Source organism: Oribacterium sinus (assembly GCF_963553175.1).
Classification (GTDB): domain Bacteria; phylum Bacillota; class Clostridia; order Lachnospirales; family Lachnospiraceae; genus Oribacterium; species Oribacterium sinus_B.
On the sequence record NZ_CAUVME010000013.1, the window covers coordinates 1 to 13,724 of the forward strand.

At 41.8% G+C, this 13,724-nt stretch carries 11 protein-coding genes; 4 read left to right on the top strand and 7 right to left on the bottom strand.

Annotation, left to right across the window (positions count from 1 at the left end):
• Positions 1 to 72: 72 nt before the first annotated feature.
• Positions 73 to 1,278, bottom strand: a complete 1,206-nt coding sequence (locus RYO92_RS05065; RefSeq protein ID WP_315369680.1) for an ammonium transporter — start codon at positions 1,276 to 1,278, stop codon at positions 73 to 75.
• Between the two features lie 405 nt (positions 1,279 to 1,683).
• Positions 1,684 to 2,514, bottom strand: a complete 831-nt coding sequence (locus tag RYO92_RS05070; RefSeq protein WP_315369681.1) for a DNA-3-methyladenine glycosylase family protein — start codon at positions 2,512 to 2,514, stop codon at positions 1,684 to 1,686.
• Between the two features lie 523 nt (positions 2,515 to 3,037).
• Here RYO92_RS05070 and RYO92_RS05075 point away from each other — a divergent pair.
• Positions 3,038 to 3,685, top strand: coding sequence for a DUF3137 domain-containing protein (locus tag RYO92_RS05075; protein WP_315369682.1), 648 nt, complete (start codon positions 3,038 to 3,040; stop codon positions 3,683 to 3,685).
• Between the two features lie 124 nt (positions 3,686 to 3,809).
• Here the strand turns inward: RYO92_RS05075 and RYO92_RS05080 are convergent, their stop codons facing one another.
• Together RYO92_RS05080 and RYO92_RS05085 are read right to left on the bottom strand one after the other, a co-directional pair.
• Positions 3,810 to 4,904 carry an RtcB family protein gene (locus tag RYO92_RS05080; protein WP_315369683.1) on the bottom strand — a complete coding sequence of 365 codons (1,095 nt, stop codon included), beginning with the start codon at positions 4,902 to 4,904 and terminating at the stop codon, positions 3,810 to 3,812.
• 13 nt (positions 4,905 to 4,917) lie between these two features.
• Positions 4,918 to 6,399, bottom strand: coding sequence for a DUF2828 family protein (locus tag RYO92_RS05085; RefSeq protein ID WP_315369684.1), 1,482 nt, complete (start codon positions 6,397 to 6,399; stop codon positions 4,918 to 4,920).
• A 435-nt stretch (positions 6,400 to 6,834) separates the two neighbouring features.
• Here RYO92_RS05085 and RYO92_RS05090 point away from each other — a divergent pair, with 435 nt between their 5' ends.
• The 3 genes from RYO92_RS05090 to RYO92_RS05100 all read left to right on the top strand — a co-directional run bounded on the left by RYO92_RS05090 (position 6,835) and on the right by RYO92_RS05100 (position 10,464).
• Positions 6,835 to 7,926: a WYL domain-containing protein gene (locus RYO92_RS05090; protein WP_315369685.1), complete on the top strand. Its 1,092-nt coding sequence runs from the start codon at positions 6,835 to 6,837 to the stop codon at positions 7,924 to 7,926.
• 72 nt (positions 7,927 to 7,998) lie between these two features.
• Positions 7,999 to 8,271 (top strand): metal-sensing transcriptional repressor, encoded by a 273-nt coding sequence (locus RYO92_RS05095; RefSeq protein WP_183684328.1) that lies wholly within the window; start codon positions 7,999 to 8,001, stop codon positions 8,269 to 8,271.
• Between the two features lie 318 nt (positions 8,272 to 8,589).
• Entirely contained in the window at positions 8,590 to 10,464 is a 1,875-nt protein-coding gene (locus tag RYO92_RS05100; protein WP_315369686.1) for a heavy metal translocating P-type ATPase, read from the top strand.
• Here RYO92_RS05100 and RYO92_RS05105 read toward each other — a convergent pair.
• The 3 genes from RYO92_RS05105 to RYO92_RS05115 form a co-directional block, all read right to left on the bottom strand.
• The gene (locus RYO92_RS05105) at positions 10,424 to 11,449 is read right to left on the bottom strand and encodes a hypothetical protein (RefSeq protein WP_314345313.1); all 1,026 of its coding nucleotides are present in this window, start codon (positions 11,447 to 11,449) and stop codon (positions 10,424 to 10,426) included. The genes RYO92_RS05100 and RYO92_RS05105 overlap by 41 nt on opposite strands.
• A 20-nt stretch (positions 11,450 to 11,469) precedes the next feature.
• Positions 11,470 to 11,886: a YjdF family protein gene (locus RYO92_RS05110; protein ID WP_314345315.1), complete on the bottom strand. Its 417-nt coding sequence runs from the start codon at positions 11,884 to 11,886 to the stop codon at positions 11,470 to 11,472.
• 285 nt (positions 11,887 to 12,171) lie between these two features.
• Positions 12,172 to 13,467 (bottom strand): ATP-binding protein, encoded by a 1,296-nt coding sequence (locus RYO92_RS05115; RefSeq protein WP_315369687.1) that lies wholly within the window; start codon positions 13,465 to 13,467, stop codon positions 12,172 to 12,174.
• Positions 13,468 to 13,724 lie beyond the last annotated feature (257 nt).

The following is a 13,724-nucleotide window of genomic DNA, read 5'->3' on the forward strand; positions in this document are numbered from 1 at the left end:
AATGAGGACAATTCCCACGTAGAGCAATACAACACCAAGCATCTTAACACCTCCTTTCCAAAATTTAGTTTATTATGGGTTTAAGTCATAAGTCTGTTCATTCAGTAATGTTTCGTCCAAGCCTTGTTGAATCTGCTCATCACTTGGCTTGATTCTCATTACATGCGATAAAAGTTTTAAAATGATGGCTGTTAAAATGAAGGCGTATAGTGCGACAAATATGACTCCCCCTACTTGAATCTTCAACTGTTGGAGACTTGCCGAAACACCGTTTATTTCTTTATCTGCCAATAATCCGATTAAAATCGTTCCTGTAAAGCCGCCAATACCATGGACTCCCCAAACGCCCAGCGCATCGTCCCATCCTTTCTTCTCTTGAAAGGACAAGGCTATGTTACAGATAATTCCCGCCACAATTCCCACAAGAACAGCCTTATAGGGTTCAATATAACCGGCAATCGGTGTAATGGTAGCCAGACCGGCAACTGATCCGGTCATCACATCCACGAAATCAAACTTACCACGAACCAGTCTGGCGTAAATTGTCCATGTTACCATACCGCTTGCAAGAGCGATAAAGGTATTTGCAAAAGCAACTGCTGCAAGATTCCCCGCCTGATAAGCTCCTCCTGCATTAAATCCAAACCAACCAAACCATAAAAGGCCGGTTCCAACAGCTGCCGCCATAAGATTGTTCGGTTTCATCGCTATATTTTTTTGGTTCCTACGTCCAAGAAAAAACACTGCTGCCAAGCAACCAAAACCTGCGGTAGTATGAATTACCGTACCGCCGGCAAAATCTACAAAGCCCAATTTACTCAAAAAACCGCCTCCCCAAACCCAATGGCAAACCGGAATATACACTAAAATAGTCCATAACGCTAAAAAGCTCATATACCCCTTCATATTCAGACGTTCCGCAAAGGCTCCGGTCATAAGGGGAACGGTAATCACACAAAACATGAGCTGATAAGCAAAAAATAGAATAAAAGGAATGGATGCGGCGTGGACTGCGCTAGGCTCAATACCTACTTTTACCAGTCCAAAAAAATCCGAAATATTTCCAATTATTCCGCCTATATCTCTGCCGAAAGCAAGGCCAAACCCACCATAAATCCATATAATGGTGACAATCCCCATGGAGATAAAGGATTGCATCATCATAATAAGGATGCTCCGTTTCCTTGTAAGTCCTCCATAAAAAAAGGCCAATCCAGGTGTCATTAAACAGACCATAGCTGTAGCCAGAATCATAAAAGTGGTATCTCCGTAGCTCATATCCAATCCTCTCTAGGCCGTTGTTTTAAAAACAACATATGGTGAACACTTAAAAAACGAAAAGCTCTAGTATTAAATTGAGCTAAAGTTTCAAGTGCTATATATTATCGAACATCATATCACACTTTTTCTATCTACGAACTATAAATTTCAATTTTTTATTTCATTCATAAAATAATCTTATGAAATAAGAATGTATAATCTCCTCTCCAATTGTTATTCTTAATTTTCAAAAGTTTTTTTGTTAAACTTTATTTTCAGAAACATGCTTTACCGAGATTTAAATGCAAAAAAAAGTACTTAGAATACTTTCCTACGTACTTTCTTTTACCGCTATCAAATTTCAGCCTTCTATGCATATTTCACGAATTCCAAAGCCGTATCTCCACAACCTCTTATGCATTTTCATCCATCCTTGCGCCCGATAACCCCTCTCTCATAATAAAAAATATATTGCTGAATAATCCCTGCATTTTCTCCATACAAGGAAAATGGAGATACGCCTCCACATTCTTTCTCTATGGCGCGGAAAATCCAGACATCCACCGGAACGCAGGCGGTTCTTCCGTAGGCAAAAAGGGCGATGCAGTTTGCCACCTTTATGCCTACGCCCTTGACGAGCTGCAGCTTTTCCAGCAATACATTATCAGGAAGTTCTGCGATGGATTGCAAATTCAACTCTCCACTATTGACCTTTTGTATTGCGTCCAAAATATACTTCACCCTATAGCCAAGACCGCAGGCTGCCAGCTCTTCCGCAGTAGCTTCCTTCATTTCTTCCGGAGAAGGAAATGCCTTTAGCCTTTCCTGTTCAGTAACAATATCATGGCCATATTTCTCCGACAGTGCTTCCACGGATTTGATTATTGCCGGGATGCTCTTTCGTTGGGAAATGATAAAGGTAAGTAGCATTTCCCAAGGGTCTTGCCGTAGGAGCCTTACTCCGCGACCATGGGCAATGGCCTGATCCACGAATTCATGCTTTCCGCTTTCCGAAACTGCGATTTCGCTATAGCATCTTTCCAAATCAAAAAAAGGGAACCAGATCGTTTCCCAGCTTTCCCGGTCACAGGACACCGTATATACTCCGGCTTCTCTATCTTCGGGCCGAAGGTAAATGACAGAATCTCCGGAGATAAAACGATAGCTTCCGTCCTCCAAGCATTTTCCCCGGAAGCACTGTCCGCTTTCAATAATTTTCTCTAAGTCAAAATCATCTTTGATGGTCACTTGCATAAGTCACACTCCTATAAAGCTTTGTGAAATATCATAGCACAAAAGACCTGCTAAAGCTGTTTAGCCTTATATAAATTCTTTCATCACTTGCATCAAAAAGTCACTCCTTTATGTTATACTTAAAAAGTTTCAATAAGAACCTAAATATAAGAAAGGAAGAACGATGCATCAAATTGATTTAACAGAAGAAGAACGGCAAAAGCTTAGAGAACTTTGGACGTCTCCAACATTCAAAAAAGCTCGAAAAGCAATGAAGAGAAGCTTCTACCTCGAAGAAAGCCCTGTCTTACCTTTTTTGATCTTGTTCTCCACTCTTCCGTTTTTAAGTATTTTGGTTTCGCCTATCCTGATATATCTCGGGAATCACTCTACCGCCTTTCAGAGCATATGTCTGCTTTATAATAAGTATCTTTGGGGGATAGTTGGTTCTTCTCTCCTGGCTATCGTTGGTCTATACATCATAGCCGCAATTCTTAGTATTATTTTTAAAATAATAAAAATACCGGATACTAAGGAAGTCTATTTGAATCGAATACTCCCTCCAATGATGAGAATCATTCTTCCCAAAGCAGAATTTGACGGGAACAATAATCTTCCTCTAAATGCATTTAAAAAAGCGGTGCCGATTTTTTCTTATTACTACCCGGCCGGTTTACTGGATTTGCAGCAGCAACCCGAGCTAAAAATCACCGACTTATATGCTTACTCTCCCCAAAAGGGAAAAGACAGGAAAGGTTTATACGAATTCTACGGGCAAATTTATACTTTACAATATCATTCTCATTTTGAAGGACAGCTAAGAATTGTTCCTACGGAGAAAGTGTGGGGGAAAGAAACAAATGGAGGGCATTTTCCTGCCTGTGACGGAGAAAAGAAAATCGATGTAGAAGATATTACCCACAATGAACATTACAATATCTTCTGCACCGATGAACAGGCTGCGCGAAAATTTCTGACACCGACTATGATTTCCTGGTTTGACAGACAAATTTCTTCCGGGTTAGGCTTTTCCTTAAACGACGACCGAATTTACTTGATAGTGAAAAGCGACTTGGCCATATTCACTCCCCCAAAGAATAAGAAGGCATGGAAAAAATGGAATATGGAGAAAACCGCCCGACAGATAAAGTCCATGGTGGCTTCAGCTAGAGAACTTGCGGAAATGTTCTAACCAAAAAAGATATACTATATGCTTTACGAGCGATACTCATTATGCATCAAAAGCGGAAAATACTGTACTGTCTCAGCATTTTCCGCTTTTTTACTTCCCTCTTTCTACGCACAAATTCTTTTTCTTATTCAGACGCTTTAAAATTATATATCGGTTTCAACACTTCTATAATATCCACCGTATCTTCCAAGACATTTAATATATCCTCCAAAGACTTATAGGCCATAGGCGCCTCATCCAAGGTCGCTTGATTAATAGAACTCGAATAAATCCCCTTCATGCTTTCCCGGTATTCTTCCATGCTGAGCTCATTTTGCGCCTTGGTTCTGGACATAACCCGTCCTGCCCCATGCGGTGCGGAATAATTCCATTCCGGATTTCCCTTTCCAAGTGCAAGAATGCTTCCATCTCTCATATTGATAGGTATAAGAACTCTTTCTCCTGCATGTGCTGCTATCGCTCCTTTTCGAAGAATCATTTCTCCAGAATCAATATAATTATGTATGGTATGAAAAGCATCTGTTCCACTTAGATTGCATTTTGCGAAAATAATCTTCGCCATCATCTCTCGATTTCTTTTTGCAAAATGCTGGCAGAGTTCTACGTCATGAAGATAGTCCTGAAAAGCCTCCCCACTTAGATAGCATAAGTCCTCCGGTATATCCGACACCTCCTTATGTTCCATAATCGCGATGTTTTGATACAGTTCCGCTACCTGCTTCCCGAGATTCCGGCTACCGCTATGAATAACAAGATATTTCGTTCCGTCTTTCGAACTATCCACTTCGATAAAATGATTTCCTCCTCCAAGAGTTCCCAGACTTTTCCGAAGACGATCCGGATTTTTTAGCTTCCCGTAACAGTGAAATGCCTCTAAGTCAAACTCTTCCCGTTCTCTATCCCATACGCTCATTCCGGACGGAATAAAGTGCGTGGCTTTATCCAGCTTTTCAAAGTCCATTTCCGCCTTTCCCATATTAATCGTGTACATTCCGCAGCCAATATCTACGCCCACAATATTCGGAACGACTTTGTCGTGAACCGTCATTGTCGTCCCAATCGTGCACCCCTTCCCGGCATGCACATCCGGCATAATACGAATTTGACTCCCGGCTGTGAAGTCGTAGTCACACATTCTTTTTATTTGTTGAATGGCGCAGTCCTCCACCACTGATGCAAAACAAACTGCCGTATTGACCTTTCCCTCTATATTAAACATACATTTTCCCTCTCTACGCACAAATCCTTTGGTAGCGTTCGGAAGATAGTGTTTCCAGCATAAAGGAATAGGGATCTAAAATCCCCTCGGAAAGCATGGAAAAAATTTGCGGAGAAGCGCCGGACACCAAGGCAACTCCCTGCTCATTTTTCGTAACCGGCTGTTGCGGGTTTCTACTTTCCACGTTCCAAAATACAATTTGCGGAAGCTTGTAGCCATACTTTGCAAACTTCTTTTTTGCGCACTCAAAATTCGTCATTTCCGCATGGTTCGCACAATAGTCGAATTCCATGTCCGAAATGATATAGAGTTTTTCCGGGAGTTCCTCCTGCTTTGCCTTATTTTGAATGGCCGTCTTCAGAATTAAGTCGAAAGTGCTCTGTAAATCCGTATTGGCACACTCATTGAAACTCACGCAGTACGTAAGTTTATCCACAATATCCCGCCCTTGCACTTCCACCAATCTCGGATTTTCAGAAAAGGTAATAAAATGGTTATGGAAACAGCCCTTGTTGTGCTCCGCAAAATAAATCCCCAAAGACTGTGCCACTGCTGCCGGCATGTACCCGGATCCCCAGTTCCAATACATGGAACCGGATCCGTCCACTACAGCAAGAGCATTTTCCGCCCCTGTATAGTCGGGAAGTGCCTTCCAGGTGACATCCATCGAACGGCGTTCTTCTTCCGTGATGTCCTCTTCCTCCATATCTCTATGGAAAATGGATGCTACAACATCATAGGGCGTCAAAGTTCCCGTATTCATCACGGAGGGATTCTTTTCCGCCTTTTCTAAAAAAGCGGAGTATCTCTCCTTGTCATTTCTAAGAAAAGCCAGTCTATACTTATACAAGGCTTTAGAAGGCTGCTTTTCGTAAGAGAAGGAGTAATCCTTCTCCCGAAGATAATTCTCCATCAGCTTTATTTCCGCCCGCAGTGAAACAAGGACTTTACGATACTCCGCATCGCTAAATCCCATTGCTTTTGCCAGCTTCTTTGCCATTTTTACCGTGTCTTTATTGCTGGTATTCACGGAAGGAAGCCATTTGGCCAGTAAAGAGACACTCTCCCCGGTTTTCAGGGCAGAAAGATCCTTTTCCAACTGTTCCTTTATAAAGAGAATCACATCCTTTTCGCAAGGTCCGCCCAGAAGGGAAAGCAGGTCATCAAATCTCCCGTACTCGGGAACATTTGTGATATTCTTTCGAACGGACTCCGCCTCATGAAGAGAAAGCCACTTTAGTATAGACCGAAACACTCTTCTCTCCCCAAGTCCTCCTCGGATATCCCTTGCGAAGAAGAGAATCTTCATCGCCATATTTCTGTCTTCCGTATAGGCCTTGATAAATCGGGAAATGATTTCTCTGTCTTCTGCATTTCGTAAAGCCCCAATGGTAGCAAAAAGATCCAGACAATAAGAGTTCGTGCTCCTGTTGGTAAGAGCGCCATTCTCCGTATATGTCAGATTCTCTTCTTTTCTTAATTCCTCTAAAAACATTGCTCCTACCTCCTTCTAAAAAGAAACAGCCACAAGGTAAGGGACATTTGCCCCTTAAAGTAGGGGGAGTTGCACCCCCGGAAGCGCCGGGGCTTTAGCCCTGCGCCGGCTAACTCAGCCAAATATCACATATTTTTTGCTGTTAGTATCTTTCCGACTGTTTTACTTTACCTAGGGAATATCCCTAAGCTATACAAGACACACCGGATTCAACATCCGCATTTGATCTAATTCCAAACATAATTGCTTGCTGTATGTGTCTTTCGTGCCTTTATGATATACCGATTTTCAGGAGATAAAAAGCTGAGGAATATAAATATTTTTCAACCCCAAATTCATTGTATAAGTATTGTATTTTCGTTATTATTATGACATTGAACAAGTCCATTATGGGGAATTCGAATAGGGTATTTTTCTTTTAAGAAGGAGGAAATCATGACGGAGAAGTACAAAATTTACATTCCGGAAGAGATGCGATTACGCCTTTTGAATGATGCGGAGCTCTTTGATTTTTATAAGAAGGACGGCTCTATAAATCTGAATGGATTTTTGAAGGAGCTTTTGCTCCAATATTTTGATGAATATCGTGAAACAAAGGAAAGGCTACTGGATACTATTTTGTCCGACCTTAGTGCATTTTCCTCGATTTCCCGGGAAGACGCCGATGCCATCGCGGATAAAATCATGAATACCTATCTTAGAAGACCGGAACGAGATATCGTGCGCTCTATGCAGGATATTCATGCAAGGCAAACTGCCGCAGGTTCCGGGAGAAATACTCGTTCTACATTAAAAAGCGAGCGAAACGCCGCCATTACCTTGACGGTCAGCGGTCGCTCCTTAAATATTATGCGTTCCATTGAAAGTAATATGCTCTCCAGGGTTTCTCTTTCCCGGTATCTTAACGATTTTTTCAGCTCCTACCTTTCTATTTCCAGAAAAGACCGGGAGAAAATCCTCTTCCAAGACACTTTTTTGGAATTAAATGCCGCTATTCAGAAGAACAGCATCATCAGCTTCTCTTCCACCTCCGCCCCCGAACTGCATTTCACGGTTTGCCCCTATTTTATTGCCGCATCCAAAGAAGAACAATGCAATTACCTTCTTTGCACGGACCACGCCAGCGGAATTCCTCGAACTTTCCGTATTTCCAGAATTCACGCCCTATTTACTTCTTCCGATAAATTTCTTCCGGACGAAACGAGAAAACTGGAGCTACAGGAAATTGCCGGAAGAAGCCCCCAATCTGCATCCAAAAGTGTAGAAGCTAAAGTTCTCTTCACCGATAAGGGTATGCAAAAGTTTCATCTTGTCACAAAAAACAGACCGGATGTCTTGAAAAAAGAGGGAAATACGCTGTATTTCCACTGGCCAAGACTACAGCTGGAGGCGTATTTTCGGCGTTTCGGAAAAGAGGCAGTAATTCTTGAGCCGGATGAATGTCGGGAATCTATGCGGTTTTTTTACAAAAAAGCATGGGAGGCGTATAGAAAGAAGGAGAAGATTATCATTGAAAAGCAGCAATAAAAACGATAGAATGGTTATACCCATAGGGGTATATGATTCTTATCACTGTAATGCCGGAAAGAAGGGTTCTCTATGAAGAAATGTATGGATGCAGATAATTTACACCGGAGACTTGCCAAAATCATGGGACAGATTAAAGCCATTGATCGGATGGTGGATGATGATGTTCCCTGTGAAGATGTGCTGTCTCAAATCAGCGCAGCTAAGTCCGCACTAAATAAAGCCGGACAAGTCATTTTGGAAGGGCACATCCACCACTGCATTAAAGACGCGGTGGAGCAGGGTGATGAGGCCGAAATTGAAAATTTCACAAAAGCCATCGAACGTTTTGCCAACATGCAGTAAGGATTTTCAAGAATTCTGTTTGAGTCTATATGCGGAGCTACTATAAAGCGCGCTATAGGCTCTTTTTTATTCTGAGCAAGTGACGCGGGCGAAGCCTGAGACAGCTTATTCTTAACGAGTATCGCACGCGTAGTGTGCAATATCTCGTTGGCTGCTTTTCACATCAAAATCATTTTCTTATATGCTTTAATTTTTTCTTGACAACTTATACCCCTATAGGTATATTATGTGGCTATACCCCTATGGGTATAAACCAGGATATTAGAAAATTTTTATTTTCATTTTCCCGATAATAAAGCAAAAAAAGGAGAAGCAAGCATGAAAAAAATGATGTTCAAATTGGAAGAATTGTTGGAAGTTGGTGGAATGAAAAAAGATATTGTATTCCTCGTGATTGGCGGTGTTTCTCTTTTATTAAGTCTCATGAACAGTCGTTTTCCCTTTCTTCCCCTCCCCTTCGACATTGCCTGGCTCTCCATTCTCTTCTGCGGAATCCCTATCATCCTGGAGGCAGTGATCGGACTGACTACCCGCTTTGATATTAAAGCGGATGTTCTGGTTTCTCTTGCGCTCATTGCCTCTATTTTCATCCACGAAGATTTCGCCGCAGGAGAAGTAGCATTCATCATGCAGCTCGGTGCGCTCTTGGAGGACTTGACTGTGGCCAGAGCAAGAGCAGGCATAGAAAAGCTGGTGCAGCTCGCTCCCCAAACTGCCCGTGTCATTTCCCATAACGAAGAACAAATCATCCCGGCAGAGCAGGTTCAGCTTAAGGACATTCTGCGGGTGCTTCCCGGAGAAACAATCCCTGTAGACGGTATCCTTCTTTCCGGGCAAACTTCCGTAAATCAGGCGGTAATGACCGGTGAATCTCTACCGGTAGACAAGACGGTGGGAGATACGGTTTCCAGCGGAACCGTGAACCAATACGGTGCCTTTGAAATGGAGGCAACCAAGGTCGGTAAAGACAGTTCCATTCAACGTATGATTCAGTTGGTCCAATCTGCGGACGCTGACAAGGCAAAGATCGTGGGACTGGCTGACCGGTGGGCTACCTGGATTGTGGTGATCGCACTCTCCGCAGCAACCCTCACCTGGCTTTTTACAGGGCAAATCATTCGTGCCGTCACCATACTGGTTGTTTTCTGTCCCTGCGCCCTTGTCCTTGCGACCCCCACTGCCATTATGGCTGCCATCGGAAATGCCACAAAACACGGTTTTCTTGTTCGGGAAGGAGATGCCTTAGAACGTCTTGCCGGAGTGCGGAAAATCACCTTTGATAAGACGGGAACATTAACTTACGGAACCCCCGTTGTCACCGCGGTGAAATCCCTTTCCTCTTACTCCGAAGCGGAACTCTACGCTTATGCCGCATCCGTTGAAAAAATGTCCGAGCATCCCCTGGGGAAAGCAATTGTCCATTGCTACGGAAAAGAAACTCTTCCCGTCCAGGATTTCCACATGGAGCCGGGAGAAGGCGTTTCCGCTGTAATTGACAGAAAAACCATCCATGCAGGAAATGCGAAACTCTTTAACAGGATCCACCTGAATGCAGAGGTCGCTAAAGAAGCAGAAAGCTATCTTTCTGACGGAAGCACCGTCATTTACATGGGAATCGACGGAAAGTTGGCAGGATTTATCGTTCTTTCCGACACACTGCGTACAGAATCCTATGATACCATTCAGAAAATAAGAGAATTGCATATCACCCCCGTACTCCTTACCGGGGATCATGAAAATGCCGCTTTAAACATTGCAAAGAAGGTAGGTATTACTGAGGTAAAGGCCAACTGTCTTCCTGAAGATAAATTAACTGCGATAGAAGAAGCGCAAAAAAGAGGAGAAAGTGTCTCTATGATTGGAGACGGCATTAACGATGCACCTGCTCTGAAAAAAGCAAATGTCGGTATCGCTATGGGAGGAATCGGCAGTGATATTGCCGTGGACGCCGCAGACATTGCTTTGGTAGATGATGAAATTAAAGAGCTCCCCCACCTTCTTGCTTTATCAAAGAGAATGATGAAAACCATAAAAATCAATTTAACCTTCTCCATGGCGCTGAATTTCCTTGCCATTGTGCTGGCTATTACCGGCATACTGGGGCCGGTTGTGGGCGCTCTCGTGCACAATGCAGGAAGTATACTGGTTATTATTAATTCTGCACTGCTTTTAAAATGGAAGGCTCAGGAATAGTCTCTATTTTACAAAGTCCGATTTCTTTCAATCCTCTGTCATACAGGGCAGTGAGGCATAGCTCTCCACAAATATTGTGTAAGCTATGCTTCGTCATCCCCCTTGGCATGGCAATATCCAAATATTCCTTTGTTCTTAGGGAAAAGAGTTTTTGCTTTCCCTTCCAATCGTCATTGTTAAAAAGCGGTGTGATAATAAGATAATCCGAATGGGTGAAAGTTCCATTCACCCCGGACTTTTTTCCGCCCGCCTTCAATTGCTCCGACTCCAAAAGCTTTTCCTTTACCTTGCCCTCAGAGGAGATTTTTGCCAGAGCATAATAATCCATTCCCCATTTATTCACCGAGCCCGTGCTTTCTCCCGAAGTAAAGGCGTAGAGTTCCCCTTCCTCCATTTTTAAACTGTCGATTTTCGGAGCATCCTTCGTCCTCTCATTATGATGGGTAAAGGCATTTTTCTCCATTTCCGAAAAGCATTTCCACTTGGCTTCTTTTTTTACAGGGTCAAAGTCTAATAAAGCAAAGCATCGGGAAAGGCCGTAATACACTTCCTTTTCAAAGCAGACAGGAATTAGGCTACCGTCTGAAACGGTCTGAAAATGCCGTTGTCTTGCATTTTCCGGCAGTACTTTACGAAAGGGCAAGAGGCTGTTCTTAATCGAGATGATTTCCAGTGAAGAAAAATCTCCGGTAAAATAGAAAATTTCTTTCTTTGCCTTGATTACCCCGAAGCCATTTCCAAATGAAAAAAGTACCGGATCATTTTCTCGGTCAAGAAAGTCCTCCCCAAGCTCTATTTCCTGTATGCCGGTTTCGGACAGGACTAGAACAGTGTAGGCTCCGGGGGATTCTTCTCTTCTGGTTAAGAGGAGAGCGTTTGCGCCTTGCTCCGGACACGCAGGAGAAAGAAAACCTGTGCTGTAAATATAGGTATATGCATTTTCCAACTTATATTTTTGTATAAGACTTAGTTTTAAATCGGCCATGCTATTCCTCACTATTTTCGTTATCTGCCTCTGTGTTTTTCTTTTTTCTTCGCTTGCTTCAGCATAAATTGCCGTTCTTCCTCGATGCGTTTTTGTTCTCTGTTTTTTTCTTTACGCTTTTGTTTGTTCTCTTCATGCTGTAAACTTAACGCCTGTTGCGACTTCGTCCCGATGCCAGCGCGCTGCAATTGCTTTTTTGCCTCTCTTTGTGCTCTTTTCGGATTCTGTTTCCTTTCCTTGACTTGCGTTTCGACTTCCGGACTGAATTTCAGCTCATAAAAATGCTTTAAGATAAAATTACGTACCTCAAAGTCCTTGGGCTCTGCACCGAAAGTCACCTTCGCAACAGATAGGCAATTCCCCTCTGTTTTCTCAAAAACGCCCACCCAAAAAGCGCCTTCAAAAAGCACTGTCATTTGACAAGTCATCTTGTCCATATTTGTCCCTCCTAAAATGCTTATGAACAAAGAATGGACAACCCGGAGGGGAAGGTTACTTACCACAGGATTCTGTGACGGCCGGGCTACCTACCGGCTCTGGCATAGCTCTTTGTATGCGTTGCGTTTTTATCTTTGCTGTGTACATAATTGATGAAATTTCTTCCATTGCCTTATATCATAACGATTGAAAACTGCATTAGCAAGAATATAGAATCGTTTGCGATGAAAGTTCTTTCCAAAGTATATATTTTGTGGTAATTCGAAGATATGACTATGCAGCAGTTAAAGATTTATTGCATTTTCATCCAAAAGAAAATTCTCCAATCCAATGTATAAAATACCTGCATCATCATGTCGGGGGATAATATTATCTTTTACAACAACAATTTTCTTAAAGGAATCATCTATTTTTTTTAAAGAAGCGGTTTCCTGTTCTTGCTTCTCCTCACTGTCTATGTGCAGTGCAGACTGAATATAATATCTTTCATGCCCTTTATTCATTACAAAGTCCACTTCCAGCTGAATTTTTTGCCTCTTTCCGTCTTTTTTGCAATCATATTCCACTACCCCAATATCCACATTATATCCTCTACGAATTAAATCGTTATAGATTATATTTTCCATGATGTGGGTCTCTTCTACTTGCCTGAAATTCAATCTGGCATTTCTTAGCCCGATATCTGTAAAATAATACTTAAGTGGCGTGGTAAAATACTTAGCTCCCTTAACATCGTATCGATTTGCATGGGATAACAAATATGCTTCTTCAAAATACTCCAAATATTTTGAAATGGTACCGGAGGATATCTTAATTTGTTTTTCCGAGAGAAATCTTTTAGAAAGCTTACTGGGATTAGTAAGAGAGCCAATCGCCGAAGAGGTAAAATCCAATAATACTTCCATAACCTCTTTATCATTCTTTACCTTGTTTCTTTCCAGAATATCTTTTAAATAGGTTTCTTGAAATAAATCTTTTAAATAACGATTTTTCTCCTCATCACTTTTCAAACTATAAATATAGGGCATTCCGCCATATATACTGTAATGTTGGAATGCCAATGACTTATCTTCTACTACTTCACAAACTTCCGCAAAAGACAAAGGATTGATATGAATTTCATCTCCTCTATCCCTAAATTGAGTTAAAACATCTCTGGACAACATTTTTGAATTACTACCCGTTACGTATATATCTAAATTATCCCGCTTCATAAGTCCTAAAAGCACGTCCACAAAAGTCACCGTCTTTTCGTCGCTTTCAATATAGGGATTCTTCACAGCAATCGACAATTGGATTTCATCGATAAACACATAGTATTTTTTCGTTTCATCCTGCGTTTTTTCCTTGATATAATCATTTAATTTAAACGGATTCCTATACTCCAGCGTATCTATTTCATCCAGTGCAATCGAAATGATTTGTCCATCTTCGATACCGCTTGAGAGCAAATAATCCCGATACAAATGGAAAAGCAAATAAGATTTCCCACATCTTCGGATTCCCGTGATAATCTTTACTCTACCGTTATCCTTTTTCTCTATAATTTTATGGAGATAAAAACCACGTCTAATCTGCATATGTAAATCCTCTCAAAAAATTAAGGTGGAATTCCACCTTTTTTTCACGAGTCTATTCTATCATTTTATTGTGCTCCTATCAATAAGCGGCCCAATTAATAAGATAATAAGGTATCTCCGGCTTTTTCCGCACTGTTTCTTATAAAGGAAAACTCGAGAAATTCCGGTGGAATTCCACCTTTTTTTCACGAGTTTAGTACTATAAAAAAAGTACCGCGAGCTTTGCACACGATACTTTTCATGAATTAAATCAGCAA

Excerpts from the sequence above, each read along its gene's own strand:
- RYO92_RS05100 (WP_315369686.1), top strand. The coding sequence starts at position 8,590 with ATGAAAAAAATGATGTTCAAATTGGAAGAATTGTTGGAAGTTGGTGGA.
- RYO92_RS05090 (WP_315369685.1), top strand. The coding sequence starts at position 6,835 with ATGACGGAGAAGTACAAAATTTACATTCCGGAAGAGATGCGATTACGC.
- RYO92_RS05115 (WP_315369687.1), bottom strand. The coding sequence starts at position 13,467 with ATGCAGATTAGACGTGGTTTTTATCTCCATAAAATTATAGAGAAAAAG.
- RYO92_RS05085 (WP_315369684.1), bottom strand. The coding sequence starts at position 6,399 with ATGTTTTTAGAGGAATTAAGAAAAGAAGAGAATCTGACATATACGGAG.
- RYO92_RS05065 (WP_315369680.1), bottom strand. The coding sequence starts at position 1,278 with ATGAGCTACGGAGATACCACTTTTATGATTCTGGCTACAGCTATGGTC.
- RYO92_RS05070 (WP_315369681.1), bottom strand. The coding sequence starts at position 2,514 with ATGCAAGTGACCATCAAAGATGATTTTGACTTAGAGAAAATTATTGAA.
- RYO92_RS05080 (WP_315369683.1), bottom strand. The coding sequence starts at position 4,904 with ATGTTTAATATAGAGGGAAAGGTCAATACGGCAGTTTGTTTTGCATCA.
- RYO92_RS05095 (WP_183684328.1), top strand. The coding sequence starts at position 7,999 with ATGAAGAAATGTATGGATGCAGATAATTTACACCGGAGACTTGCCAAA.
- RYO92_RS05110 (WP_314345315.1), bottom strand. The coding sequence starts at position 11,886 with ATGGACAAGATGACTTGTCAAATGACAGTGCTTTTTGAAGGCGCTTTT.
- RYO92_RS05105 (WP_314345313.1), bottom strand. The coding sequence starts at position 11,449 with ATGGCCGATTTAAAACTAAGTCTTATACAAAAATATAAGTTGGAAAAT.